We start from the raw sequence: 25,789 nt of genomic DNA, 5'->3' as shown, positions 1-25,789 counted from the left end.
GCATGGATCTCGCATCCCTGCGCCGCTGGTGGCCGCTCGCGCTGGTGGTCGGCCTGCTCGGCCTCGCCGCGCTGGCCGCCGGCCACTCGTCGCTGCAGATCGGCCAGGTCGAGGCCAAGCCGGCCGCCGAGCAGGCGCAGGGCGGGCAGGAAGACTTCAGCCAACCGGTCCAGCCGTCGTTCCCGCCCGAGGAAGAGGTCGCCGCGGCCGAGCCCCGCGAGCTGCCCGGCTGGCTCGCGCCCGCCGCCGGCGTACTCTGTGCCGCCGTCGTGCTCGTGGTGGTCGTGCTGGTGATCTGGATCCTCGTCCGCGACGGCCTGCGCCGGCTGCGCAAACGTCCCGTCAAGTACGCCGACCCGGCCGCGCCGGCGCCCGATGCCGCGCAGGTGGTCGCGGCCGTCGAGGCCGGCCTGACGGATCTGTCCGACACCGACGGTGACCCGCGCCGGGCGGTGATCGCCTGCTGGCTGCGGCTGGAGCAGGCCGCCGCCGCCGCGGGCACGCCCAAGCAGGTCGGCGACAGCCCCACCGACCTGGTCGCCCGGCTGTTGCACGCGCACCAGATCAGCGCCGACGTGCTGGCCGCGCTGGCCAACGTCTACCGCGAGGCCCGTTACGCGACCCACACGGTCGACGACCGCATGCGCACCCAGGCCCGCACGGCCCTGCAGCGCATCCGCACCGAGCTCACCGCGGGGATAGCGGCATGACCACCTCCGCGGACTACGACGACGACCTCGATGAGCGGGTCGAGGACGAGACGCTGATCGACGACCTCTTCACGTTCGAGGAGGACGACGAGCCCGCCCGCCGGGGAGGCCGCTCCGGCACCGGACTGCGCTGGTGGATCAAGGCGACGTTCGCCGGTGCCGCGCTCGCCGCGGTCGCGATCTTCGGGCTGCGGGTGGCCGGCTACACGGTGCCGATCGTGGCCCTCGTCGGTGTCATCGTCGCGCTGGTCGTGCTGCGCCGGGTGACCAGCGCGCTCGTACCGTCCCAGATGACCCGCCAACGCCGCCGGTCGACGGCGGCGACCGAGGACGGCTCGTACAACTTCACCGACCGCGACGCGCTCCGCACGGTCGTCGGCCGCTGGGAGCGCCTGCTGCAGCGGGCCGGCGGCGACGCCGGATCCGCCCGCGCCGTGCAGCGCACGCTCGCCGAGATCGTCGACGAGCGGCTGCGCCAGCGGCACGGCCTGACCCGCGCCGGCGACCCGGAGCGGGCGCGGGCGTTGCTCGGCGAACCGCTGTGGACCTATCTCGCCACACCGCCCACCCGCAACCTGGCGCCGCGCGACGCGACGGCGTACGTCCAGTCATTGGAGAGGTTATGAAAGACCTGGTCCCGGTGCCCGTCTACGAAGTCGGCCGGATGGCGCGGGCGGTGCTCGACTCGGTCGGCAGCGTGGTGGTCGGCAAGCGTGACGCGCTGGAGCTCGTGCTGGCCGGCATCCTCGCCGGTGGCCACGTGCTGCTCGAAGACCTCCCCGGCCTGGGCAAGACGCTGACCGCCAGGTCGTTCGCGCAGGCGCTCGGGCTCGACTTCCGCCGGCTCCAGTTCACCCCCGACCTGCTGCCGGCCGACGTGACGGGCTCGTTCCTCTACGACCAGCGGCGCGCCGACTTCAGCTTCCGGGCCGGCCCGGTGTTCACCAACCTGCTGCTCGCCGACGAGATCAACCGGACGCCGCCGAAGACCCAGTCGGCACTGCTGGAGGCCATGCAGGAGAAGCAGGTCTCGGTCGAAGGCGTCACCTATCGGCTCGACCCGCCGTTCCACGTGCTCGCGACCGCCAACCCGATCGAGTACGAGGGCACCTACCCGCTGCCCGAGGCCCAGCTCGACCGGTTCCTGCTGCGGGTCTCGTTCGGCTACCCGAACCGCGACGAGGAGTGGGAGGTCCTCCAGCGCCGGATGTCGCGCCGCCAGGAGGAGGCCGAGCTCCAGCCCGTCGTCGACGCCGGCACGTTGCGCGGCATGCAGGCCGCCATCGAGGACGTCGCCGTCGAGGACTCGATCGGCCGCTACATCGTCAACCTGACCGCGGCGACCCGCGAGCACCCGTCGGTGCTGGTCGGTGCCTCCCCGCGTGGCTCGCTGGCGCTGCTGCTGCTGGCCCGGGCCAAGGCGGTGCTCGCCGGCCGCGACTACGTGGTGCCGGAGGACGTCAAGGAGGTGGCGGCGCCCGCGCTGGCCCACCGGATCACGCTGCGGCCCGAGATGTGGCTGCGCCGGGTCGACCCGTCGTTCGTCGTCGCCGAGGTGCTCGACCAGACGCCGGCCCCGGCCAGCGGCGCGCTGCCCAGCTACAACGCGATGACCGACACCAACCCCGGGGTCCGCCTCGCCGAAGTGCCGACGCCGTCCCGCCACGGGCAATGACTCTCCTCGAGACAAGACCGGAGGCTGCGGCGCCGGTCGAGGACGAGCAGGCCGAGCCGCAGTGGGTGCCGACCCGCGCGCTCGGGCGGGCGGTGCTGCTCACCGGCCTGCTGCTGATCGCCGGCGTGCTGCTCGGCCGGGTCGACCTCGTGGTGCTGGCGGCTCCGTTCGCGATCGGCACCGCCTTCGCGCTGCGCCGCCGCCCTGGTGCGATGCCCAAGATCCGGCTGGGCACCGACGACAACCACCACGTCGAGGGCGCGCGGCTGACCGCCGGCGTCCAGGTGGTCAACCGCGACACCGTGGGCTACGACCTGGTCGTCGTGCGTACCCTCGTGTCGCCCTGGCTCGCGGTCGAGAAGGCCGACCGGCCCCACGTCGTCACGGTCGCCCGCGGCGGGGCCAAGGAGATCGAGCTCGACGGCGAGGCGCTGCGCTGGGGCCGGCACCCGCTCGGCCCGGCGTCCGCCCGGATCACCGCCTGCGACGGCCTGATCGCCGGCCGACCGGTGGTCAGCGGCGCCCGCAACGTGCGGGTCTACCCGTCGACGGAGCCGTTCGACGCGGACGAGGCGATGCCCCGCGCCGCCGGCCTGGTCGGTGGCCACCGATCCCGGCGGCCGGGCGAGGGCGGCGAGCTCGCCGGCGTACGGATCTTCGGGCCGGGTGACCGGCTCCGCCGGGTCGACTGGCGGGTGTCCCTGCGCACCGAGCGCCTGCACGTCGCCGCGACCCTGTCCGACCGCGACGCCGAGGTCGTGCTGCTGCTCGACGTGCTCAACGAGGCCGGCCGCTCCGGCGGGGCGAAGGGCACCGCCTCGGTGATCGACATGACGGTCCGCTCGGCGGCGGCCATCGCGGAGCACTACCTGCACCGCGGCGACCGGGTCTCGCTGCTGGAGTACGGCCCGGTCGCGCGCCGGCTGCGCCCGGCCACCGGCCGCCGGCAGTACCTCACGGTGCTGGAGTGGCTGCTGGACGTGAAGGTCTATCCGGCCGAGTTCCAGCCGTACGACACGGTCTTCGGCTCGCAGGTGCTGTCGCACAACGCCCTGGTCGTGGTGCTCACCCCGCTGATCGACAACCGGTCGGCGGAGATGCTGGCCCGGCTGGCCCGCTCCGGCCGTTACGTGGTCGCGGTGGACACGCTGCCCGAGCAGGCCGCTCCGCCCGCCCGCGGGCCGTGGACGGAGATCGCCCACCGGGTCTGGCGGCTCGAACGGGACAACATGATCGACCAGCTCCGCGAGCACGGCGTGCCCGTGGTCGCCTGGGCCGGCGCCGGCAGCCTCGACATGGTGCTGCGTGACGTCGCCCGGCTGGCCTCGGCACCGAAGGCGGTGGGTCGATGATCGGCGCGCTGATGCAGAAGTTCCGCCGGCTCCAGACCACGATCACCCGCGCCACGATGGTCCCGCTGCTGATCCGGGTCGGCCTGTTCGCCGCGTTCCTGGCCGCGATGGCCTTCGCCTTCCCTCCCGCGCTGTTCTTCGGGCGCACCGTCGCCGCCCTGGTCGTGGTGGCCGCGCTGCCGGCGCTCGCCCCGCGCGGAGCGACCACCACGCTGCTCATCGTGGCGATCGTGGTCGGTTGGGTGATCGTGACGGCCGAGGCGGTCGAGGGCATCCAGCTCTGGCGGCTCCTGGGCCTGTCGACCTCGCTCTACCTGGCGCACACCCTGGCCGCGCTGGCCGCGGTGCTGCCCAGCGACGCCCTGGTGGCGACCGAGGTGCTGGCCCGCTGGGTGGCCCGAGCGGCAGCCGTGGTGCTGGCCGCGGCGGTCTGCGGCGTCCTCCTGGTCTCGATCGCCGGCATCGGCGGCGACACGTCGCTGACCCTGGCCGCCCTGGGCGGTCTGGTGGTCGCCGTCACGATCGCCGCACTCCTGGGCTGGCTGGTCAAACGCCGAGCATGAATGTCATGCAGCTCACAGGCTTGTCCTCCATCACAAACGGGCCTTCTGACGCGACGATCCGGGGCCGTTAAGGGGATCGTTGATGGCGTGAGACCTCAACGGATTCTCGTGGTCGGTGCCGGGCACGTCGGGCTTTACGCAGCCCTTCGCATGTCGAAGAAGCTGCGGGCCCGCGAGGCCGAGGTGACCGTTGTCGATCCCAACCCGCACATGACGTACCAGCCCTTCCTGCCGGAGGCATCCGCGGGCAACATCTCCCCTCGGCACGCCGTCGTGCCGCTGCGGCGGGAGTTGCGCAACTGTCACATCGTCGCCGGGACCGTCACCGACGTCTCCCACGACCGCAAGGTCGCCACGGTGCAGCCGATCATCGGCCCGCCGCGCGAGATCGAGTACGACCACATCATCGTGGCGCCGGGCTCCGTCTCCCGTACCCTGCCGATTCCCGGCCTGCGCGAGCACGGCATCGGGTTCAAGACCATCGGTGAGGCCATCTACTTGCGCAACCACGTGCTCGACCAGCTCGACGTGGCGGCCGCGACCACCGACCCGGCGGTACGCGAGCGGGCGCTGACCTTCGTCTTCGTCGGCGGCGGCTACGCCGGCATCGAGGCCGTGGCCGAGATGGAGGACATGGCCCACGACGCGGTCAAGCGCTACTACCCTGAGCTGTCCGTCGACGACATGCACTGGGTGCTCGTCGAGGCGACCAACAGGGTGCTGCCCGAGGTCGACCGCGACATGGGCGCGTACACGGTGCAGGTGCTCCTCAAGCGCAAGCTCGACATCCGCCTCGGCACCCGCCTGGAGTCGTGCGTCGACGGCATCGTCAAGCTCTCCGACGGCGACAGCATGCCGGCCGACACGATCGTCTGGACGGCGGGCGTCAAGCCGTCGCCGATGCTGGACTTCGTCGACCTGCCGAAGGACCAGCGCGGCCGGCTCACGGCCAACGCCAGCCTCCAGATCGTCGACGGCGACGAGGTCGTCGAGGGCGCCTGGACCGCCGGCGACTGCGCCGCGGTGCCCGACCTCACCGGCCCGCCCGGAGCGTTCTGCTCCCCGAGCGCGCAGCACGCCGTGCGCCAGGCGAAGCAGCTCGCCGACAACATCCGCTCGGTGATCCGGGGCCGCAAGCCGAAGGAATACAAGCACAAGCACGCCGGCAGCGTCGCCAGTCTCGGCCTGCACAAGGGCGTGGCCCAGGTCTACGGCATCAAGCTCACCGGCATCATCGCCTGGCTGATGCACCGGGCGTACCACCTGAGCCGGATCCCGTCGACGAACCGCAAGGTGCGGGTCCTGATCGACTGGACGCTGGCGCTGTTCCTGCGCCGCGAGACGACCTCGCTGGGTCAGCTGCACGACCCGAAGGAAGAGTTCACCGACGTGACGCCGCACATCCCGGCGCCGCCGGCCGAACGGGAACCGGCGATAGCCGGCCGCAGATAGCGAAAGGGGCGTCCTCCGCGAGGGGGGCGCCCCTTTTGCTACACCAGGCTGTACGCGATGCCGTCGAGGATGTCGTGTTCCGAGGCGACCACCGACGACATGCCGGCGCGCTCCATGATGATCCGCAGGACCAGGGCGCCCGCGCCGATCACGTCCGCCCGGCCCGGGTGCATGATCGGGTTCTCCAGGCGTTCCGCCGGGGTCTTCGACAGCAGGTCCGCGGTCACCTTGGCCACGTCGTCGTACGAGATGCGGGCGTGGTGGATCCGGCCCGGGTCGTAGCCCGGCAGGTCCAGCGCGATGCCGACCACCGTGGTGACCGAACCGGCCACCCCGACCAGCGTCGCCGCCTCCCGACCCGGCACGGCCGCCAGCGCGCGGTCGACGGCCTCCGCGATGTCGGCCTCCGCCGCGGCCACTTCGGCCGCCGTCGGTGGGGTGCTGTGTAGGTGCCGCTCGGTCATCCGGACACAGCCGATGTCGACCGAGATCGCCGCGTCCGGGCCGGCGGCCGACGAGCCGGTGACGAACTCCGTGGAGCCACCCCCGATGTCGACGATCAGGAACGGCGCCGGGGCGACCAGGCCGCGCACGGCGCCGGTGTACGACAGGTGCGCCTCCGCGTCCCCGGTGACCACCTCGGGCGCCACGCCCAGGGTGGTCAGCACCATGTCGGTGAAGTCGGTGGCATTGGCCGCGTCGCGGGACGCCGAGGTCGCGCACATCCGCACCCGGGAGGCGCCGAGGGCCCGGATCTGCGCCGTGTAGTCCGCCAGGGCCACCCGGGTCCGCTCGATCGCCTCCGGGGCCAGCCGGCCGGTCTGGTCGACGCCCTGGCCGAGCCGGACGATCTCCATCCGGCGGGTCACGTCGATCAGGGACCCGTCGGGGCCGACGTCCGCGACGAGCAGGCGGATGGAGTTGGTTCCACAGTCGATGGCAGCTACCCGGGTCACAAGGTCGACACTACGAGAGGTGCAACAGCATCCGGGTGTTGCCCAGGGTGTTGGGTTTGACGCGTTCGAGGTCCAGGAACTCCGCGACACCTTCGTCGTACGAGCGCAGGAGCTGCTCGTACACGGCCTGCGGCACCGGTGCCCCGTCGATCTCCCGGAACCCGAACCGGCCGAAGAAGTCGGTCTCGAACGTGAGCACGAACACGCGCCGGACGCCGACGTCGCGCGCCGCCGCGATCAGCGCGGTCACCAGCTCGTAGCCGATCTTGCGGCCCTGGTGGGCCTGGTCGACCGCGACCGTGCGGATCTCGGCCAGGTCTTCCCACATCACGTGCAGCGCCCCGCAGCCGACGACGATCTCGCCGTCGACCGCGACCCAGAACTCCAGCACGTCCTCGTAGAGCGTCACCGTCGCCTTGCTGAGCAGCCGGCCGTTGGGGCTGAACGCGTCGATCAGCCCGCGGATCGCCCGCACGTCGCTGGTGCGCGCCCGCCGGATGACGACGTCGGCCATCAGTCGGCCACCTCGACGCAGGGGCCGCCCTCCCACCAGGGGCCGATCTGCTCGAGCGCCTCGTCGCCGAACGGGTTGACGCCCGGGCCGACGGCGAGGGCGTGCCCGACGAGCACGTGCAGGCACTTGACCCGACCGGGCATGCCGCCGGCCGAGATCCCGTCGATCTCCTCGACGTGCGCGACGGCCTCCCGCCGCGCCAGATAGTCCTCGTGCGCGGCCCGGTAGCGGGCGGCCAGCTCCGGGTCCTCCCGGAGCCGGGCGGCCATCTCCTTCATCAGCCCCGCCGACTCCAGCCGGCTGCACGCGGCCGTCAGGCGCGGACAGGTCAGGTAGAAGAGCGTCGGGAAGGGCGTGCCGTCGGCGAGGCGCGGCGTCGTCTCGACGACAGTGGGCAGGCTGCACGGGCAGCGGTGCGCGACCGCGCGGATCGCCCGCGGCGGCCGGCCGAGCTGGGCGGCGACGGCGGCGCGGTCGCGTTCGGTGGCCTCTTCGCGCACCGGTGGCGGGGGGATCATCCTGCACTCTCCGCGTTCGCTGCTTCGACGCTGGACCACAGCGTCCCGTACCAGGGATCGGGCTCGGGCGGCGTCGCTCCCGGCGGCGGCAGGCCCGCGTCGCGTGCGGCGCCGTCCGGGTCGGAGAGCAGGATCAGCAGCTCTTCGCCGGGGAGGACCATGAAGAACCGGCTCCTCGCCTGGGTCTTGATGTAGTTCGGGTCTTTCCAGAGCGCGGCCTCGTCCTGCAGCCGCTTGATGGTCTCGCGTTGGGCGGCCTGCGCCGACTCCATCTCCGCGATGTCGGACTGCTGGTTGAGATAGACCCGGATCGGATACGTGTACGCGAGGGCCAGCGCGATCAACACCGCCACCAACACGGTGGCCCGGCCGGTGAGCCGGCGCGGCTGCGGTGCCGCGGTGCGGCGGGCAGTGCCGGCGGCGGCGCCCGGTGCGCCCCGGCGGGCGGCGGCGGGACGGTTGGGCGACCGCGGTGTGCCGGCCGAGCGCGCGGCCACGACGGTTTCCCGGCTGGACCGGGCGGTGCTGGCCCGCCCGGTGGCGGAACCGCGGCCGGCGCCGGTCGGGCGACGGGAGGGTCCCTGCCCGCTGGGCATGCGGCGCTGCGTCACTTCCCGACACCCCCTCCCCCGAGGTCCCGGCGTGCCGGGGCCTCCGCGGAGGCCCCGGACACACGCGGGGTCAGCTAGCCGAACGGTACCTCGGGAACGCCCCGGCACCCGCGTAGCGCGCCGCGTCCGCGAGTTCCTCTTCGATCCGGAGCAGCTGGTTGTATTTGGCGACCCGGTCGGAGCGGGCGGGCGCGCCGGTCTTGATCTGGCCGGAGCCGACCGCGACCGCCAGGTCGGCGATGGTGGTGTCCTCGGTCTCGCCCGAGCGGTGGCTCATCATGGTCGAGAAGCCGGCCCGGTGCGCCAGGTCGACCGCGTCGAAGGTCTCGGTCAGCGAGCCGATCTGGTTGACCTTGACGAGCACCGCGTTGGCGGAGCGCTCGGCGATGCCGCGGGCGATCCGCTGCGGGTTGGTGACGAACAGGTCGTCGCCGACGATCTGCACCCGGTCGCCGACGCGGGCGGTGAACCCGGTCCAGCCGGCCCAGTCGTCCTCGGCCAGCGGGTCCTCGATCGACACGATCGGGTAGTCCGCGACGAGCTTCTCGTAGTAGGCGCTCATCTCGTCGGAGCTGCGCTTCTCGCCCTCGAACGTGTAGACGCCGTCGGCGAAGAACTCGGTCGCGGCCACGTCGAGCGCGAGCACGATGTCGGTGCCCAGCCGGTAGCCGGCCTTCTCGACCGCCTCGGCGATCAGGTCCAGCGCGGCGGCGTTGGTCGGCAGGTTCGGCGCGAAGCCGCCCTCGTCGCCCAGGCCGGTGGACAGGCCCTTGGCCTTGAGCACGGTCTTGAGCGCGTGGTAGACCTCGGCGCCCGAGCGGACCGCCTCGCGGAAGGTCGGCGCGCCGATCGGCGCGATCATGAACTCCTGCACGTCGACGTTCGAGTCGGCGTGCGCGCCGCCGTTGAGGATGTTCATCATCGGCACCGGCAGCAGGTGCGCGTTCGGGCCGCCCAGGTAGCGGAACAGGCTGAGCTCCGAGGCGCCGGCGGCGGCCTTGGCGACAGCCAGCGAGACGCCCAGGATGGCGTTCGCGCCGAGCTGCGACTTGTCGGGCGTGCCGTCGATGTCGAGCATCTTCTGGTCGATCAGCCGCTGCTCGCTGGCCTCGAAGCCGACGAGCTGGTCGACGATCCGGTCCTCGATGTTGGCGACGGCCTTCTCGACGCCCTTGCCGTTGTATCGGCCCTTGTCACCGTCGCGCAGCTCGATCGCCTCGAACGCTCCGGTCGACGCACCCGACGGCACCGCGGCCCGCGCGATCGTGCCGTCGTCGAGCCCGACCTCGACCTCGACGGTGGGGTTGCCGCGCGAGTCCAGGATCTCCCGGGCGACGATTCCCTCAATGGTGGCCACTGTTCCGACTCCTACCGTGTGTTGATGGTCGTGGTCTTCGCGGCCGCGACGCTGCGTCCCTGGGGGCCGTCGCCAGCGCGACGCTGCCTCCCCACGTAGGAGCGTATCGGGCGCTACTCTCGGCTCCGTGAGCCGGTTCGTGCCCGACGCCGTCGCGACGGCGCCGCCCAGTCCAGCTGACCACTGCGTGCTCGTCGCCGGTCGCCGGCTGTTGACCCCGTTCCCGCGCCGCGCCGACCTCGACGAACTCCCCGCCGACGTGACCTGGGTGCCGCTCGGAGCCCTCGACGGCGTCCGGGTCTGGGCGGCCGACCTGCCTGACCGGATCACCTCCCTGGGTCGCTGGCGGCCCTGGCCGGCGGTGGCGGCGACGCTCGACGAGCCGCTGGCCGCGCTGGCCGGCCGGGCGTTACAGATCGTCACCTGGCGGCACAGCCACCGGTTCTGCGGCGCGTGCGCGACGGAGCTGACCGACGTGCCCGGCGAGCATGCCCGGCGCTGCCCCGGTTGCGACCTGTACGTCCCGATGCAGCTGTCGCCCGCCGTGTTGACCGCCATCCGCCGTGGTGACGAAATCCTGCTGGTCAAGCACACGTACGGGCCGACCGAGCTGTGGGCGCTGGTCGCCGGGTTCGTCGAGGCCGGCGAGTCGCTGGAGGAGGCGGTGCACCGCGAGGTCGGCGAGGAGGTCGGGCTGACCGTCTCGGACCTGCGCTACTTCGGCAGCCAGCCCTGGGCGATGTCGGGGCCCGGCGTGGTGCTCACCGGCTTCCTGGCCACCGCCGCGCCCGGCGCCGAGCCGGTCGTCGACGGCAAGGAGCTGGCCGAGGCCCGCTGGTGGCCGTTGAACGCTCTGCCGGAAGCGCTGCCGCCGGCCTACTCGATCTCGCGCTGGCTGATCGACGCCGCCGCTAAGGAACCAGGCGGAACCGCTGGGTGACCACCGCGGTGTCGTCGTCCACCGTGAAGCCGGGGTCGCCCAGCTCCGCGCGCACCTCGGGGCTGTGCCAGAAGTCCTCGTGGTCGGCGCGCCATTCAGCCACGGAGGTGAACCCCTCGCCCTCGTCGATCGCGTGCCGCAGGTCGACGTCTCCGAGCCGGACCACCCGCACCTCGGTCAGCTCGATGGCGGCGACCCGGTTGCCGGCGGAGTCGAGCACCGCGGACACCTTGCCGACGACGGGCAGCGGCTCGTCGAGATAGCCGGCGGCCAGCGAAGAAGTCGTGGTCTTCGAGCCGTCGAGAATCGCGCCGACCAGCTTGTCGCGCAGCGGACCGGGGAACGCGAACTCAGAGGTGGGCAACTCTTCGAGGTTCATGACCGGGGCTCAAGACCGAGCAGCAGGGGCAGGTGGCGCGGCGGCGGGGAGCCGTGCGCGATCATCGCGTCGTGCCAGGCGCGGGTCGAGGTGCCCGCCGGGCGGCGCAGCGCGGTGTCCAGGATCTCCTGGTAGCCGACGAAGTACGTGGACAGCTGCGTCGAGGTGAGCAGCGCGCGGCGCCACTTGCCGGCTGCCTCGCCCTCCTCCTGGAAGCCCGGGCCGGTCATCAGCGCCATCGCCTCGTCCTCGGTCATGCCGTCGCAGTGCACGGCCTGGTCGAGGATCGCGTTGATGGTCATCCGGAGCTGCATCTTGAGCTGCTGGAGGCGGATCGGCAGGCCGCCGAAGCGCAGACCGGTCATCAGCTCCTCGGCGTAGACCGCCCAGCCTTCCGCGAACGGGCCGGACACGCCCAGCTTGCGCACCCGGGTGGTGCCGTGGAACCGGCGCGAGTGGGCGAGCTGGAGGTAGTGCCCCGGCATCGCCTCGTGCACGGTCAGGTTGCGGATCATGTGGTTGTTGTATTCGCGGTAGAACGACTCGACGCGTTCCGGCGACCAGCCGGCCGGGGTCGGCGAGATGCAGTAGAACGTCGGCAGCTCGGCGGTCTCCAGCTGGCCCGGCGAGTCGCAGTACGCGACCGCGACGCCGCGGGCGAACTCCGGCATCTCCTGGATCACGCACGGGTCGTCGACGAGCGTGACCAGGTCGTGTTCGCGTACGAAGTCGGTGGTCTCGACCATCGTCGCCTTGGCCAGGTCGACGATCGTGTCGTTGTCGGGATGCTCCGCCCCGAGCCGGCCGAGCGCCTCGCGCACGGTCTCGTCGGTCGCCGGGCCACCGGTCATCTCGGCGGCCGCGCGGCGCAGGTCCTCGCCGACCCGCTCCAGGTTCTCCCGCGCCCGCTCGAGCACCTGGCCGGCGGTGAGCTCGGTGTCCAGGGTGTGCCAGAGCCGGGCCTCCCAGAGCCGGCGGCCCAGCCGGGGATCGCGTTCGGCACCCGGCAGCCGGCCCCGCAGCCACTCGGTGAACTCGCCGAGCGCGGCGACCGCGGCGGCGGCCGCCGGCTCCACGGTGGACCGCATCGCCGGCGCCTCGGCCAGCATGGGCGGCACCTCGTCGCGGACCAGCGCGGCCGTGCCGGCGAACTGCCCGATCGCGGTCTCGACGTGGATCCGCGGCATCTCGGTGAGCACGGCCCGCGCGGTGGCGAGGACATCGGGCACCGCCTCGAGCCGCTGGGTGAGGCTTTCCAGGCGCACGTCGACGGGCGCGAACGGCCGCGCGATCAGCTCGTGGATGAGGTCGCCCGGGTTGTGCGCCAACGGGTTCCACTCGTGCTCGCGGACCTCGGACAGCTCGAACATGCCGCGCTCGACCCGGGCGGTCAGGATCGCGTGGTCGACCTGCTCCTGGGTGTCGAGCGCGTCGGTGTCGACCTCGGCCAGCGCGCCACTCGCGTCACGCAGCATCGCGAACCGGGCCTGGACGGCATCGGCCGACAGGTTGGGCAGCTCGCCGTCGAGACGATGGTCGCCGGCCGACGCGGCGAGGTGCGGGTCACTGTCGAGGAGAGCGTCGACGATCCGCTCGGCGAGAGGCACGAACTCGGGCATGGGGTCCAACCTAGAGGATCAAAGCAGTTGGCTCAGCCGGTAAACGCTCGCGGCGATCCGGTCCGGCGGCTGGCTCGCGTAGCCGATGACCAGACCCGGCGGGCCGCCGGGCGCGAGCCGGGTCGCGTTCAGCGGCACCGGACCGAGGCCCGCGGCGTGTGCCTTGGCGGCCAGCGCGGCGTCGTCGGTGCCCGGCGGCAGCTCGACCACCAGGTGCAGGCCGGCCGCGACGCCGTGCACCCGGCACTGCGGCAGGTATTTCGCTAGCGCGGCGACGAGGGCATCCCGGCGCCGGCGGTAGGCGCGTCGGGCGTGCCGCAGGTGGCGGTCGTAGCCGCCGGTCGCGAGCAGGTCCGCGAAAGCGAGCTGCTCCAGCGCCGGTCCGCCGTGGTCGGCCGCGTCCTTGGCGGCGCGCACGGCCTGGCGGCGGTCCCGGGGCGGGCACAGCCAGCCGAGCCGCAGTGCCGGCGCGAGCGCCTTGCTGGCCGAACCGAGGTGCGCGACGACGTCCGGGGCGAGCCCTTGCAGGCAGCCGACCGGGTCGCGGTCGTAACGGAACTCGGCGTCGTAGTCGTCCTCGACGATCAGGCCGCCCGTCTCCCGGGCCCAGGCGATCAGCTCCGCCCGGCGGTGCGGGGCCAGCACGACGCCGGTCGGGTACTGGTGCGCCGGCGTGACCATGACGGCCTGCACATCGCTGGCCCGCAACGCCGCCACGTCGAGGCCGTCCCCGTCGACCGGGATCGGCACCAGCCGCAGCCCGTGCGCGGTCATGTGGTCCCGGATGCTCGGACTGCCGGGGTCCTCGACGCCGAACCGGACGGCGCCCGCGAGGCGCAGGTGGTGTGCGACCAGCGCGAAGGCCTGCGCGGCGCCGGTGGTGAGGACGACGTCGTCGGCGGTCACCCGAGCGGCGCGCACCCTTCCCAGGTAGTCGGCCAGCGTCTGCTTCACCTGCGGGGCACCGGTGGCGTCGGCGTAGCCAAGATCGGCCGCAGTGGCCGTGGCCAGCACTCGCTCATAGGAGCGGCGCCAGGCGGCCCTCGGGAAAGCGGCCAAATCGGGCGTGCCAGGGCGGAGGTCTATCGGCAGGCTCTGCTCTGCACCCATATACGCAACACCCCTCGGCGCGGGTGTTGCGTATATGGGTGCAGAGCAAGCGACAGTCGTGCCTGAACCTTTATGCGAGCTCAGGCGGCCTTCCGCGACCAGCTGCTCGTACGCCGTGACGACCACCCCACGGGACACCCGCAGATCGGCGGCAAGCTGGCGGGTGGACGGCAAACGGGCGCCAGGTGCCAGCCGGCCGTCGGCGATCGCCTCCCGCAGCGCGGCCGTGAGCTGCTCGCCGAGGGCCGGCCGCGAGTGGTCGAGCTGGACCAACGCTTCCATGTGGTCTCCTCAAATGCCCGTCGAGTGGACCTGTTGACCGGACCAGTGTGCTCCTAGCGTCGAGGTCGTGACCATCTCCAAAGGCACCGCTGTGGCGTTCTGCGTGCTCGGCATGACTCTCGTCGGCAGTTCGGTGGCCGTCAGTGAGCTCCTGCTCGACTACCCGATGCTGACCGCGCAGGCCGTCCGCTACACCGCCGCCGCGGCCGTGCTCTTCCTGATCGCCCACCGGTTCCCGCGGCTCGGTGGCGCGCGGCCCGGCGTCCGCCCGACCGGCCGTGAGCTCGGCATCCTGCTCGTCGTCGCGGCGACCGGCATGGCCGGCTTCAACGCGTGCATCATGCTGGCCCTGCACCACGACACCGAGCCGGCCGTGGTCGGCACCGTCATCGGCGCCGCGCCGCTCGGGTTGGCGTTGCTCGGGCCGCTGGTCGGCGGGCGGCGCGGCCGGCCCAGCGCGCGGCTCGTCACGGCCGCCGTGGTCGTGGTCGCCGGCACCGCGCTCGTCGAGGGCACCGGCCAGGCGACGCCGGTCGGGCTGCTCGGCGCCGGCGGCGCGCTGGTCGGCGAGATCCTGTTCTCGCTGCTCGCCGCCGTGGTCCTGCCCCGGCTCGGCGCGGTACGGGTGGCCGCGTACAGCTGCGCCCTGGCCGTGCCGTTGCTCTTCGCCGGTGCCCTGGTGGCCGGCGAGACCAAAGACTGGCGGCTCCCCACCCCGACCGAGGCCGGCGCGCTGGTCTACCTGGCGCTGTTGATGACGGTCGCGGCGTTCGTCGTCTGGTTCATCGGCCTGGAGCGCCTCGGCGTCGAGCAGGCCGGCATCCTGGTCGGCCTGATGCCGGTCGCCACCCTGGCGACCGCCGCCGTGATGGCGACCGCATTGCCCGGGGTGGGGCCGGCGCTGGGCGTGTTGACTGTCGCGGCGGGATTGGCGTTCGGCCTCACCCGTTCGAGCCCGCGGGATCAGGAGCGCTCGGCGGCCCTGACGGTCTCGGCGTAACGGAGCGCGGCGGCACGAAGCTCGGCCTCCGGGTCCTCTCCCGCAGCCCGGGCCGCGGCGACCAGCCGGAGCAGGCGGGCGCCGAGGTCGTCGCCCTCGGGGAGCGGGACGCTGATGCCAGCCCGCTCCGCGCGCTGCAGGAACTTGGCGGCCAGCGCCAGCGCGGGCTGGGCCAGCGCGACCCCGTCCAGCACCGAGTCGCGCGACTTCTCGGCCTTCTTGATCTGCTCCCAGTTGTCGATGATCTCGTCGACCGAGCCGACCTCGGTGCCCGCGAAGACGTGCGGGTTGCGCCGGATCATCTTGTCCACCAGGCCGGCCGCGACGTCGTCGACCGTCCAGCGGCGCCCCTCGGGGAGCTCCTCGGCCAGCCGGGCGTGCAGCACCACCTGGAGCAGCACGTCACCGAGCTCCTCGCGCAGGCCGGTGAGGTCCTCGGCCTCGATCGCGTCGTAGGCCTCGTACGCCTCTTCGAGCAGGAACTGGGCCAGCGACCGGTGGGTCTGCGCCCGCTTCCACGGGTCGCCGCCGGGCGAGTAGAGGCGGTCCATCACCGCGACCGCGTCGAGCAACCGGGCGCCGGCCGGATCCCAGGAACCGTAGGTCACCTCGAGCTCGGCCAGACCCGGTTGCCGGGCCAGGCGTACGCCCAGCTCACGGGCCAGATCTGGATCTCCGGTCGGCCCGGCCAGCCAGACCACGTCGCTGTCTCGGGCGCGCGAAAGCAGCGTGTCGACCGTCGCCGGAACGATGGTCACGTCGCCGCCGGCCTCGCGCACCGCCGACGTCAACGGGCTCTCGGCGGCGGCCAGCACGGGCAGCGCGCGGACGGCGTCCCAGGCGGCCGCGGTCAACAGGCCGGCGGGCAGGCGCGGCGAGGTGACCAGCAGGAGGATGCGGGGCACTGCAGGCTTACGCGCGGTCGCTGACCGTGTCGCTGCCGACGAGGTACGGCAGGTCGTAGAAGACGGCACCGCCCTGCGAGGAGACCACCATCGGGGCGGACAGCGGCAGGTAGCGCGGGTTGACCGTGGTCTTGCTGGCCGATGCCGCCTTCTCCAGCATGCCGGTGAGCTGGTACGCGGCCGAGACGAACTCGCCGCCGCCGAAGGCCTGCTTGATCTGCGCCAGGTCGAAGCCCGCCTCGATCGCCTGGACCTTGACCAGCGCCTGGTAGATGCCCTGGAGCTGCTCGTCGGTCACGGGCGGCACGCTGGTGCCCATCTTGGCGAAGATGCCCTGCGACAGGTTGACCCACTCGGTGTAGTCCACCGCGTACTGGCTCGTCGCCGGGACGCCGAGCTCGCCGGCCACCTGGTCGGCGGTGACGGCGTTGACCGGCTGCACGCCCTGCTCGGACGCGACCTGCCGGCCCAGGCCCAGGGTGACCTCCAGGTCGACGACCTGCTGGCGGCTGACCGCCGGGCCGGGCACCTTGGTCGGCTCGGCGGCCGGCTGCTCTTCCGCTGCCGGCGTGGCCGAGGCGCCCGCCTCCGCACCGTTGAAGATCTGCGTCACCTGGTCCTCGGTGACCTTCCGGTCGCCGATGTAGGCGGCGACGGACGGCTCGGAACGGCAGGCCGTGAGGCCACCCAGACCGAGGGCGGCGACGACCACGATCGACGCGATGCGGCGAGCACGAAGCATGGTCGACACTCTCTCACGCTTACGTGATCGCCTGGTTGTCACCCCAGGACGTCCTTGACCAGTTGCTCGCACCATTGCAGCAGCGCCTGGTCGCGCAGCGGCTCGCCGCCGATCCGGCGGGTGGTCGGGCGCGGGACGCTGACCTGGTCGGTCGCCGACTTGTAGACCGCGTCCGGGTGGTAGCGCTTGAGCCGCAGCTGGCGCGAGTCCGGCAACGGCATCGGCGAGAACCGCAGGTGGCGGCCCTGCACCGAGACGTCGGTGATCCCCCGTGCGCGCATCACCAGGCGGAACCGGGCGATCGCCACCAGGTTTTGCACCGGCTCCGGCGGCTCGCCGTAGCGGTCGGTCAGCTCGGCGACGATCTCGTCGAGCTTCTCGGTGGTGCGGGCCTCGGCCAGCTTCCGGTACATCTCCAGGCGCAGCCGCTCGACCGCGATGTAGTCGTGCGGCAGGTTCGCGTCGACCGGCAGATCGATCTTGAAATCGAACTCCTCCTCGGGCTTCTCGCCCTTGAACGCCGACACGGCCTCGCCGACCATCCGCACGTAGAGGTCGAACCCGACGCCCTCGATGTGCCCGGACTGCTCGCCACCGAGCAGGTTGCCGGCGCCGCGGATCTCGAGGTCCTTCATCGCCACGTACATGCCGGCGCCGAGCTCCGTGTGCTGGGCGATGGTGGCCAGCCGCTCGTGCGCGTGCTCGGTCAACGGCTTGTCCGGCGGGTAGAGGAAGTACGCGTACGCCCGCTCCCGGCCCCGACCGACCCGGCCGCGGATCTGGTGGAGCTGGGCCAGGCCGAGCAGGTCGGCCCGCTCCACGATCAGCGTGTTGGCGTTCGGGATGTCGATGCCGGACTCGACGATCGTGGTGCAGACCAGGACGTCGTACTCCTTCTCCCAGAAGCCGACCATGACCTTTTCCAGGGCGTCCTCGCCCATCTGGCCGTGCGCGACCGCGATGCGCGCCTCGGGCACCAGCTCCCGCAGCCGGCGCGCCGCCCGGTCGATCGACTCGACGCGGTTGTGCAGGTAGAAGACCTGCCCGTCGCGGAGCAGCTCACGGTGGATGGTCGCGGCGACCTGGCGGTCGTCCTGCGCGCCGACGAAGGTCAACACCGGGTGCCGCTCTTCGGGCGGGGTGGCGATCGTCGACATCTCCCGGATGCCGGTGATGGCCATTTCGAGGGTACGAGGGATCGGCGTCGCCGACATCGTCAGCACGTCGACCGAGGTGCGCAGCGACTTGAGCCGCTCCTTGTGCTCGACGCCGAACCGCTGCTCCTCGTCGACCACGATCATGCCGAGGTTCTTGAACCGGGTCGCCGACTGGAGCAGCCGGTGCGTGCCGATCACGATGTCGGCCGTGCCGGAGGCGGCCATGTCGAGCGTCTGCTCGGCCTCCTTCGGCGTCTGGAACCGCGACAGCTGCCGGATCTCGACCGGGAACTGGTTCATCCGCTCGGAGAACGTGTTGTAGTGCTGCTGCGCCAGCAGGGTGGTCGGCACGAGCACGGCGACCTGCTTGCCGTCCTGCACGGCCTTGAACGCCGCGCGTACCGCGATCTCGGTCTTGCCGTAGCCCACGTCGCCACAGATCAGCCGGTCCATCGGGATCGCCTGCTCCATGTCGTGCTTGACCTCGTCGATCGCCGACAGCTGGTCGGGCGTCTCGGTCCACGGGAAGGCGTCTTCCAGCTCCCGCTGCCAGGGCGTGTCGGGGCCGAACGAGTGCCCCTTGGACGCCTTGCGGGCCGCGTACAACTGGATCAGTTGGGCCGCGATCTCCCGGACGGCCTTGCGCGCCCGGGTCTTGGCCTTCTGCCAGTCGGTGCCGCCCATCTTGTGCAGAGCCGGGGTCTCCCCGCCGACATAACGGGAGAGCTGGTCGAGCTGGTCGGTCGGCACGTAGAGCCGGTCGCCGGGCTGGTTCTTCTTGCTGGGCGCGTACTCGATGACCAGGTATTCGCGGCTCGCGCCGTTGACCACCCGCTGCACGAGCTCGACGTACTTGCCGATGCCGTGCTGCTCGTGCACGACGAAGTCGCCGTTGCGCAACTCCAGCGGGTCGATCGTGTTGCGCCGCCGGCTGGGCATCTTGCGCATGTCGCGGGTCGTCGCGCCACGCCCGCCGGTGACGTCGTTGCCGGTCAGCACGACGAGCTTGGACGCCTCGTCGACGAACCCGTGGTTGAGCCCGCCGCAGGTGACCAGCACGTCCCCTGGGCTTGGTGGCTCGTCGATGCCCTCGGTGAGGATCGCGCCGAGACCCGCGTCGCGCATGACCTCGACGGCGCGCTGGGCCGGCCCGTGCCCTTCGAAGACCAGTGCGACCGCCCAGCCGGCGGCCCGCCACTCCTCGACGTCCTTGACCACCCGGGCGGTCTCACCGTGGTAGAGCGTGGTCGGCTGGGCGGACAGCGCGATCGCGTCACCGGTGTCGGGCGTGACGGTGACGGCCTCGACCGGGTCCTCCCACGGCTGGGGCTCGGCCTCGACGACGCTCTCCACGAGCCCGAACGGCGACACGGACCACCACGGCTGGCGCAGCTCGGCAGCGGCGTGCCGGACCTCGGCCAGCGTCTTGAAGGCGGCGGCACCGAGGTCGATCGGCGCCTGCCCACCGACGGCGGCCGCGGCCCAGGAGGCCTGCAGGAACTCGTCACTGGTGCGCACGAGGTCGTGGGCCCGGGTGCGGATCCGCTCGGGGTCGCACAGCAGCACGTGGGTGTCGGTTGGCATGCAGTGGACGAGCAGCTCGAGCTCGTCCGGGCCGACCAGTGCGGGGGCCAGCGACTCCATGCCCTCGACCGGAATGCCCTCGGCCAGCTTGTCGAGGATCTCGAGCAGCTCGGGGTGCTGCTCGCTGAGTTGTCGGGCCTTCCGCTTGACGTCGTCGGTCAGCAACAGCTCGCGACAGGGCGGCGCGAACATCGTCTCGACCTTGTCGATGGTCCGCTGGTCGGCGACGGCGAAGGTGCGGATCTCCTCGACCTGGTCACCCCAGAACTCGACGCGCGAGGGGTGCTCGTCGGTGGGCGGAAAGACGTCGAGGATCCCACCGCGTACGGCGAACTCGCCGCGCTTGGTGACGAGGTCGACCCGGGCGTACGCCATGTCGTTGAGCCGATGCGCGACCTCGTCGAGGTCGGCGTCGTTGCCCGCGCTGAGGGTGACCGGCTCGAGGTCACCGAGCCGCTTGAGCTGGGGTTGCAGCATGCTCCGCACGGGGGCGACGACGACCTTGACCGGGTTGCCCTCGGGGTGGGCCAGCCGCCGCAGAACAGCAAGCCGCCGCCCGACGGTGTCGGACCGGGGCGAAAGCCGCTCGTGGGGCAACGTCTCCCAAGCCGGGTAGCTGACGACCTGATCTTCGGGCAGCAGACTGCCCAGCGCGGCGACGAGATCGTCGGCCTCGCGGGAAGTCGCGGTGACGGCGAGCACGGGCCGATCGGCGCCGTCGGTAGTCGCGGCGACGGCCGCGACGACGAACGGGCGGAGGGCAGCGGGCGCGGTGAGATCGAGCCCGTCAGCGTCGGGAAACCCGGCCCGGGCAAGGTCGCGCGCACGGGCCAACCCCGCGTCACCCAGGGCCGCGGCCAGCAGACCATGAAGCATGGATGATCCTTTCGGGCACGCAGAACGTCCCCCCGACCGACCAGGACGGGGGGTGCGACGTGCAGGCTCAAGGGTACGCCGCGGGTACGACAGACCGCCTGCGCGTTTATCCGGAGCCGGGCTGTGACCTGGCCGGGCTGTTGCCCGGTCGGCGGATACAGCCCCGGCTGGAGATTGTTAATGTCGACGATCCGGCCCTTCGCCTTCGATGTCGGCCGTTGCGCGAACGCGGGGACGGTCGATGGATCCAATCGAGGAGTTCGTAAGTCGCTACGTGCGCGAGTACGACTTCTACGCCGAGGCCGCTCGAATGGCCTCCGAGTGGCTCAAGGCTGAATTGGATGCCGCCGGAGTGCGTGCGATCGTGACGCACCGGGCAAAAGACGCTCACAGGCTCGAAGCGAAGTGTCGCAAACGAGCGCACAAAACGCCCTATGGATCGATTTCCGATATTTATGACGACATCGTTGATCTGGCTGGTGTACGCATCGCGCTCTACTTCCCCGGCGAGCGCGGGCAGGTAGAAAAGTCCGTCGAAAATCTGTTCGACCGCCTCGAACCGCCGAAACAGTTTCCGGAGGCGGGAAATCAGCGCGCAGGAAAGCGTTTCACAGGATATTCAGCTGTGCATTACAGAGTCCGCTTGAAAGAGGAGCTTCTACCGGACTCGGCCAAGCGCTACGCCGCCGCCCGAGTCGAGATACAGGTCGCATCCGTTCTGATGCACGCCTGGGCGGAGGTCGAGCACGACTTGGCCTACAAGCCGTTGGAGGTCGGTCTTTCCGACGAGGAAGAGGCCATCCTCGACGAGATCAACGGCCTGGTACTGACCGGCGAAATAGCGCTCGAACGCCTCGAAAGGGCAGGCAAGGAGCGGAGTTCGGCTTCCGGACGACGGTTCATGAACCACTATGATCTTGCCGCGTACCTCCTGGGCCAGGCTTCGACAACACTCAACGGCCCGGTGAGCGATTCTGGGCTCGGACGCGTTGATCAGCTTTTCGAGATGCTCGCAACCTTAGAAATCGACACACCCGAAAAGCTCTCTCCGTACATTCAGGCCCTGCACGGAAATGTGGAACTCCGACCGCTGGCCGAGCAGGTCGTCGATGAGCTACTCACCGAAGATGGCTCTCGTTACGATGTGTACAGGGCTATTCAGAAAAACTCCCGGGCCTGGGATCCGCCCGAGGAAAGCCGCGGCACCATGGAACTAGGCCGATTCGTTGCCACGTGGGTCATTCTTGAGGACACCGTCCGTCGGCTCGCGCCCGCGGAGGTTCGAAAGTCGCCCATGCTGCCACCGAGGAGGCTCGTCGCGCTCGGAATGCTGGACGGCGAGTTGGCAAACGAACTGGACGAGTTGCGGGATTTCAGGAGCCGGCTGGTTCACCGGCACGAGCGGCTGGCTCCCGTCGTTATCGCAAAAGCAACCGAATCGTTGAAAGAGATCATCGCCAAGATTCGTCCGCCCCGAGAGCGAAGCGACTCTTCAGTATCTGATTGAGATCCGCCGCGTGGTCGCGTCGACGCGGGCTTCTCCGCCGTACGGGAGGATTTGTTGCGGGTCCGTGTGGCCGATGTCCAGGTCGAGGACGACCACCGCGTTCGGGGCGTATTCGCTCGTCGCTCGCAGGATCGCGGCCCGCTGGTCTTCGGCGTACGCGCGCTTCGCGTTCGGGGTCTGTTGGTTGAGCCTGTCCCAGCACTTGGCCCGGCCGACCAGGATCGCCGGGACGTCGGCCAGCCAGCCGCGTTCGCCCAGGTTGCGCAGCATGTAGTAGACCTCGGTCGCCGGCGGCATGTCTTCCGAGGTCTCCGTGAAGAAGACAGCTCCTGGCGGGGGTGCGGCAACCACGTCGGCGGCGAGCAGCCAGGTCAGGACCTCGATGTTGCCGCCCCAGAGGCGCCCGCTCACCGAGGCCGTCGCGCCGTGCCAGCGCCAGCCGGACGAGGGGAACATGGGCTGCGCGACGGTCGCGTAGTCGGGGGTGCGCCAGTCGACCGGCTCGTCGCTGTAGTCCGGTGACGCGGTCAGGTCGAACCAGCCCGAGCGGAACATCGCCTCGGCCAGCGACTCGCGGGTCGACGGGTGCATCGAGCCCGCCCGACCGAACTCGCCCAGGACCGAGCCGCCGTGGTAGCCGATGATGCCGAGGCCGCTGAGGTAGTTGAGCAACGTGGTGTTGTCGGAGTAGCCGAAGAACGGCTTGGGGTTGGCCCGCAGGACCGCCGGGTCCAGGTGACGCAGGATCCGGAGCTGGTCGTCGCCGCCGATGGTCGCCAGCACCGCGTCGATCGTCGGGTCGGCGAACGCCGCCATGACGTCGCGGGCCCGGTCCGCCGGCGAAGCCCCGAGCACCCGCGTCGTGGAAAATTCCACCGGCTCCAGCTTGAACTCCTCGCGCAGGCGGCGGAGCCCGAGCTCGAAGACCTCCGGGAAGATCGCTGGCAAGCCGGCCGACGGGGAGATCACCGCGATGCGCGACCCGGGCCGGGGCTTGGGTGCGTACTCCATGAAGGCAGGCTAGTCAGCGGCGCAAACGGGATTAACCACCCAGTAGGCAACGGCCACACCGCCCGCCGGTCCAGCTGGCGCAGGTAGCATCATCATGCACGGGACAGCGCTGTCCGCCCTGCACCGCCGTAAGGAGCGCACCCGTGTCCGACCCCATTGCGCCGACCACTCCTGACGACCCTGATGCCGCGCTGCGGGCCGACATCCGCCGGCTCGGCACGCTGCTCGGCCACACGCTGGCCCGCCAGGAGGGGCGCCCGCTGCTCGATCTGGTCGAGGAGATCCGCGCCCAGGTCCGCGGCGACGCCGAGGCCGCCGCAGCCCGGCTCTCGTCGATGGACGTCACCACCGGCACCAAGCTCGCCCGGGCCTTCTCCACCTACTTCCACCTGGCCAACATCACCGAGCAGGTGCACCGCGCCCGGGAGCTGCGTCGCCGCCGGGCCACCGCCGGCGGCTGGCTCGACCAGGCCGCCAAGCTGATCGCCGAGCGCGGCGTGCCCGCCGACGAGATCGCGGCGGCCGGCCGCAGGCTGGCGGTCCGGCCCGTCTTCACCGCGCACCCGACCGAGGCGGCCCGGCGGTCGATCCTGTCGAAGCTGCGCGGCATCGCCGACGAGCTCGACGCCGAGGCCGCCGAGAGCGTGCTCTACGGCGCCCCGCCGCACGCCGACGACCGGCGCCTCGCGGAGCTGCTCGACCTGCTCTGGCAGACCGACGAGCTGCGCCTCGACCGGCCCGACCCGACCGACGAGGCCCGCAACGCGATCTACTACCTGCGCGACCTCTACGCCGATGCCGCGCCGCAGGTGCTCGACGACCTCGCCGACACGCTGCGCCGGCTGGGCATCGAGACCTCGCCGACCGCGCGCCCGCTGACCTTCGGCACCTGGATCGGCGGCGACCGCGACGGCAACCCGTTCGTCACGCCGAAGGTGACCCGCGACGTTCTCCTCATTCAGTACGAGCACGGCATCCAGGCCACCGAGCAGGCCCTCGACGACCTGATCAACGAGGTCTCGGTGTCCCGGCGGCTGCGCGGGGTGTCCCTCGACCTGTCCGCGAGCCTGGCCCGTGACCTCGACAACCTGCCCGAGGTCGCCGAGCGGTTCCGCCGGGTCAACGCCGAGGAGCCGTACCGGCTCAAGGCCCGTTGCGTGAAGGCCAAGCTGGCCAACACCCGGCTCCGGCTGGCGCGCGGCACGGCCCACGTGCCCGGCCGTGACTATCGCGGCACCGTCGACCTGATCGCCGACCTGGAGCTGATGCGCGCCTCACTGGCCCGCAACGCCGGCCAGCTCACCGCCGTCGGCAAGCTGGCGAGCGCGATCCGCACGGTGTCCTCGTTCGGCCTGCACCTGGCCACCATGGACATCCGCGAGCACGCCGAGGCCCACCACGCGGTATTGGCCCAGCTCTACGGCCACGTCGGCGAGGTCACCGACTACCGCAACCTGCCCCGCGACGAGCGCACCAAGCTGCTGGCCACCGAGCTGTCCGGGCGGCGCCCGCTGGCCGGCGTGGGCACCGCGCTCACCGACACCGCGCGCAAGACGTTCGACGTGTTCACCGCGATCCGCGAGGCGCAGGACCGGTTCGGTCCCGAGGTCATCGAGTCGTACATCATCTCGATGACCCTCGGCGTCGACGACGTGCTGGCGGCGGCCGTGCTGGCCCGCGAGGCCGGGCTCGTCGACGTGCACAACAACCGCGCCGACGTCGGTTTCGTGCCGCTGCTGGAGACGCCCGCCGAGCTCACCGCCGGCGGCGAGATCCTCGACGAGCTGCTGTCGCTGCCGGCCTACCGGGCGCTGGTGCGGGCCCGCGGTGACGTGCAGGAGGTCATGCTCGGCTACTCCGACTCCAACAAGGAAGCCGGCATCACCACTTCGCAGTGGTCGATCCACCGGGCCCAGCGCGCGCTCCGCGACGTCGCGGCCCGGCATGGCGTACGCCTGACGCTCTTCCACGGTCGCGGCGGCACCGTCGGTCGGGGCGGTGGTCCGACGCACGAGGCGATCCTGGCCCAGCCTTACGGCACGCTCGACGGATCGATCAAGGTCACGGAGCAGGGCGAGGTCATTTCCGACAAATATACTTTGCCGGCTTTGGCTCGGGAGAATCTCGAGCTGACCGTGGCGGCGGTGCTCCAGGCGACGTTGCTGCACACCGAGCCGCGCCAGCCGCTGGAGATGCTGTCCAAGTGGGATGACTCGATGGATGTCGTGTCGGCGGCGGCTTTCTCGGCGTACCGCGGCCTGGTCGAAGATCCTGACCTGCCCGACTATTTCTGGGCCTCGACGCCGACCGAGCTGCTCGGCGCGCTCAACATCGGCTCCCGGCCGGCCAAGCGCCCCAACGCCAACGCGGGCCTCGGCGGGCTGCGGGCGATCCCGTGGGTGTTCGGCTGGACCCAGTCACGGCAGATCGTGCCGGGTTGGTTCGGCGTCGGATCGGGCCTGCAGGCCGCCCGGGCCGCCGGTCTCGCGCCGGTGCTCGAGGAGATGCACAACGAGTGGCACTTCTTCCGGACGTTCCTGTCCAACGTGGAGATGATGCTGACCAAGACCGACCTGTCCATCTCGCGGCGCTACGTCGACACGCTGGTCCCGGAGCCGCTGCGGCGGATCTTCGAGGTCATCGAGGAGGAGTACGAGCTCACGAAGCGCGAGGTCCTGGCGATCACCGGTTCGCCGGCGCTGCTCGAGAACAACGCGGTGCTCCAGCGCACGCTGGCGGTCCGCGACACCTACCTGGAGCCGCTGCACCACCTGCAGGTCGCGCTGCTGCGGCAGTACCGCGACTCGGGTGCCGCCGGTCGCGCGGTGGCCACGGCTCCGGGCGGCCGGCGCGGTCCGGGCGACGGCCAGGCGCTGGAGCGGGCGTTGCTGACGACGGTCAACGGCATCGCGGCTGGGATGCGCAACACAGGCTGATAGAAACCTGTCGCACCCTCCTGTCACCATCAT

General features: G+C 71.4%; 22 protein-coding genes. 10 read left to right on the top strand and 12 right to left on the bottom strand.

Going from position 1 to position 25,789, the window contains the following annotated elements; genetic code table 11:
- Nucleotides 1-2: 2 nt before the first annotated feature.
- From CHC05_RS05095 to CHC05_RS05070, 6 genes are read left to right on the top strand one after another with little or no spacing between them, the layout of a single operon-like run.
- Entirely contained in the window at nucleotides 3-710 is a 708-nt protein-coding gene (locus CHC05_RS05095) for a DUF4129 domain-containing protein (RefSeq protein WP_089245196.1), read from the top strand.
- The gene (locus CHC05_RS05090) at nucleotides 707-1,336 is read left to right on the top strand and encodes a hypothetical protein (RefSeq protein WP_089245194.1); all 630 of its coding nucleotides are present in this window, start codon (nucleotides 707-709) and stop codon (nucleotides 1,334-1,336) included. The genes CHC05_RS05095 and CHC05_RS05090 overlap by 4 nt, the downstream gene beginning before the upstream one ends.
- On the top strand, nucleotides 1,333-2,385 hold the full coding sequence (locus CHC05_RS05085) for an AAA family ATPase (protein ID WP_245870666.1): 1,053 nt from the start codon (nucleotides 1,333-1,335) through the stop codon (nucleotides 2,383-2,385). The genes CHC05_RS05090 and CHC05_RS05085 overlap by 4 nt, the downstream gene beginning before the upstream one ends.
- Nucleotides 2,382-3,737: a DUF58 domain-containing protein gene (locus tag CHC05_RS05080; RefSeq protein WP_089245192.1), complete on the top strand. Its 1,356-nt coding sequence runs from the start codon at nucleotides 2,382-2,384 to the stop codon at nucleotides 3,735-3,737. Before CHC05_RS05085 ends, CHC05_RS05080 begins: the two co-directional genes overlap by 4 nt.
- Nucleotides 3,734-4,300: a hypothetical protein gene (locus CHC05_RS05075; RefSeq protein WP_089245190.1), complete on the top strand. Its 567-nt coding sequence runs from the start codon at nucleotides 3,734-3,736 to the stop codon at nucleotides 4,298-4,300. The genes CHC05_RS05080 and CHC05_RS05075 overlap by 4 nt, the downstream gene beginning before the upstream one ends.
- Nucleotides 4,301-5,752: an NAD(P)/FAD-dependent oxidoreductase gene (locus CHC05_RS05070; RefSeq protein ID WP_342745610.1), complete on the top strand. Its 1,452-nt coding sequence runs from the start codon at nucleotides 4,301-4,303 to the stop codon at nucleotides 5,750-5,752.
- A 38-nt stretch (nucleotides 5,753-5,790) separates the two neighbouring features.
- On the opposite strand, the gene CHC05_RS05065 is transcribed toward CHC05_RS05070, so the two are convergent.
- The 5 genes from CHC05_RS05065 to eno all read right to left on the bottom strand — a co-directional run bounded on the left by CHC05_RS05065 (nucleotide 5,791) and on the right by eno (nucleotide 9,708).
- Nucleotides 5,791-6,708: a Ppx/GppA phosphatase family protein gene (locus CHC05_RS05065; RefSeq protein WP_179266053.1), complete on the bottom strand. Its 918-nt coding sequence runs from the start codon at nucleotides 6,706-6,708 to the stop codon at nucleotides 5,791-5,793.
- Between the two features lie 10 nt (nucleotides 6,709-6,718).
- Nucleotides 6,719-7,222 carry an amino-acid N-acetyltransferase gene (locus CHC05_RS05060; protein WP_089245184.1) on the bottom strand — a complete coding sequence of 168 codons (504 nt, stop codon included), beginning with the start codon at nucleotides 7,220-7,222 and terminating at the stop codon, nucleotides 6,719-6,721.
- Nucleotides 7,222-7,740 carry a DUF501 domain-containing protein gene (locus CHC05_RS05055; protein WP_089245182.1) on the bottom strand — a complete coding sequence of 173 codons (519 nt, stop codon included), beginning with the start codon at nucleotides 7,738-7,740 and terminating at the stop codon, nucleotides 7,222-7,224. Before CHC05_RS05055 ends, CHC05_RS05060 begins: the two co-directional genes overlap by 1 nt.
- Nucleotides 7,737-8,336, bottom strand: coding sequence for an FtsB family cell division protein (locus tag CHC05_RS05050; RefSeq protein WP_425426712.1), 600 nt, complete (start codon nucleotides 8,334-8,336; stop codon nucleotides 7,737-7,739). Before CHC05_RS05050 ends, CHC05_RS05055 begins: the two co-directional genes overlap by 4 nt.
- Nucleotides 8,337-8,421: 85 nt before the next feature.
- A complete protein-coding gene (gene eno / locus CHC05_RS05045; protein WP_089245178.1) occupies nucleotides 8,422-9,708 on the bottom strand; it encodes a phosphopyruvate hydratase in 1,287 nt (428 codons plus the stop codon).
- 127 nt (nucleotides 9,709-9,835) lie between these two features.
- Between eno and nudC the strand changes: the two genes are divergently transcribed.
- Entirely contained in the window at nucleotides 9,836-10,648 is an 813-nt protein-coding gene (nudC, locus tag CHC05_RS05040) for an NAD(+) diphosphatase (RefSeq protein ID WP_089245176.1), read from the top strand.
- On the opposite strand, the gene CHC05_RS05035 is transcribed toward nudC, so the two are convergent.
- Genes CHC05_RS05035 through pdxR form a run of 3 tightly spaced genes read right to left on the bottom strand, consistent with a single transcriptional unit; the run spans nucleotide 10,620 to nucleotide 14,038 of the window.
- A complete protein-coding gene (locus CHC05_RS05035; RefSeq protein ID WP_089245174.1) occupies nucleotides 10,620-11,027 on the bottom strand; it encodes an ASCH domain-containing protein in 408 nt (135 codons plus the stop codon). The two genes, nudC and CHC05_RS05035, sit on opposite strands and share 29 nt — an antisense overlap.
- Nucleotides 11,024-12,646, bottom strand: coding sequence for a DUF885 domain-containing protein (locus tag CHC05_RS05030; RefSeq protein WP_089245172.1), 1,623 nt, complete (start codon nucleotides 12,644-12,646; stop codon nucleotides 11,024-11,026). The genes CHC05_RS05035 and CHC05_RS05030 overlap by 4 nt, the downstream gene beginning before the upstream one ends.
- Nucleotides 12,647-12,664: 18 nt before the next feature.
- Entirely contained in the window at nucleotides 12,665-14,038 is a 1,374-nt protein-coding gene (gene pdxR / locus CHC05_RS05025; RefSeq protein WP_089245170.1) for a MocR-like pyridoxine biosynthesis transcription factor PdxR, read from the bottom strand.
- Between the two features lie 67 nt (nucleotides 14,039-14,105).
- On the opposite strand from pdxR, the gene CHC05_RS05020 reads away from it, so the two are divergent.
- Nucleotides 14,106-15,038 (top strand): DMT family transporter, encoded by a 933-nt coding sequence (locus CHC05_RS05020; RefSeq protein WP_089245168.1) that lies wholly within the window; start codon nucleotides 14,106-14,108, stop codon nucleotides 15,036-15,038.
- On the opposite strand, the gene CHC05_RS05015 is transcribed toward CHC05_RS05020, so the two are convergent.
- Genes CHC05_RS05015 through mfd form a run of 3 tightly spaced genes read right to left on the bottom strand, consistent with a single transcriptional unit; the run spans nucleotide 15,002 to nucleotide 20,302 of the window.
- Nucleotides 15,002-15,943 carry a nucleoside triphosphate pyrophosphohydrolase gene (locus tag CHC05_RS05015; protein ID WP_089245166.1) on the bottom strand — a complete coding sequence of 314 codons (942 nt, stop codon included), beginning with the start codon at nucleotides 15,941-15,943 and terminating at the stop codon, nucleotides 15,002-15,004. The genes CHC05_RS05020 and CHC05_RS05015 overlap by 37 nt on opposite strands.
- Before the next feature lie 7 nt (nucleotides 15,944-15,950).
- Nucleotides 15,951-16,685, bottom strand: coding sequence for a hypothetical protein (locus CHC05_RS05010; protein ID WP_089245164.1), 735 nt, complete (start codon nucleotides 16,683-16,685; stop codon nucleotides 15,951-15,953).
- 38 nt (nucleotides 16,686-16,723) lie between these two features.
- Nucleotides 16,724-20,302 (bottom strand): transcription-repair coupling factor, encoded by a 3,579-nt coding sequence (mfd, locus tag CHC05_RS05005; RefSeq protein WP_089245162.1) that lies wholly within the window; start codon nucleotides 20,300-20,302, stop codon nucleotides 16,724-16,726.
- Nucleotides 20,303-20,543: 241 nt separating this feature from the next.
- Between mfd and CHC05_RS05000 the strand changes: the two genes are divergently transcribed.
- The gene (locus CHC05_RS05000; RefSeq protein WP_089245160.1) at nucleotides 20,544-21,809 is read left to right on the top strand and encodes a RelA/SpoT domain-containing protein; all 1,266 of its coding nucleotides are present in this window, start codon (nucleotides 20,544-20,546) and stop codon (nucleotides 21,807-21,809) included.
- Here CHC05_RS05000 and CHC05_RS04995 read toward each other — a convergent pair.
- Nucleotides 21,795-22,820, bottom strand: coding sequence for a S66 family peptidase (locus tag CHC05_RS04995; RefSeq protein WP_089245158.1), 1,026 nt, complete (start codon nucleotides 22,818-22,820; stop codon nucleotides 21,795-21,797). The genes CHC05_RS05000 and CHC05_RS04995 overlap by 15 nt on opposite strands.
- A gap of 155 nt (nucleotides 22,821-22,975) precedes the next feature.
- Here CHC05_RS04995 and ppc point away from each other — a divergent pair, with 155 nt between their 5' ends.
- Nucleotides 22,976-25,756, top strand: a complete 2,781-nt coding sequence (gene ppc / locus CHC05_RS04990; protein WP_089246104.1) for a phosphoenolpyruvate carboxylase — start codon at nucleotides 22,976-22,978, stop codon at nucleotides 25,754-25,756.
- The last annotated feature ends 33 nt before the right edge of the window (nucleotides 25,757-25,789 follow it).

The organism is Asanoa hainanensis (genome assembly GCF_900188485.1).
Lineage (GTDB): Bacteria > Actinomycetota > Actinomycetes > Mycobacteriales > Micromonosporaceae > Asanoa > Asanoa hainanensis.
Note: the sequence above shows the minus strand (reverse complement) of the source record. Positions and strands in the feature narration are given on the sequence as shown.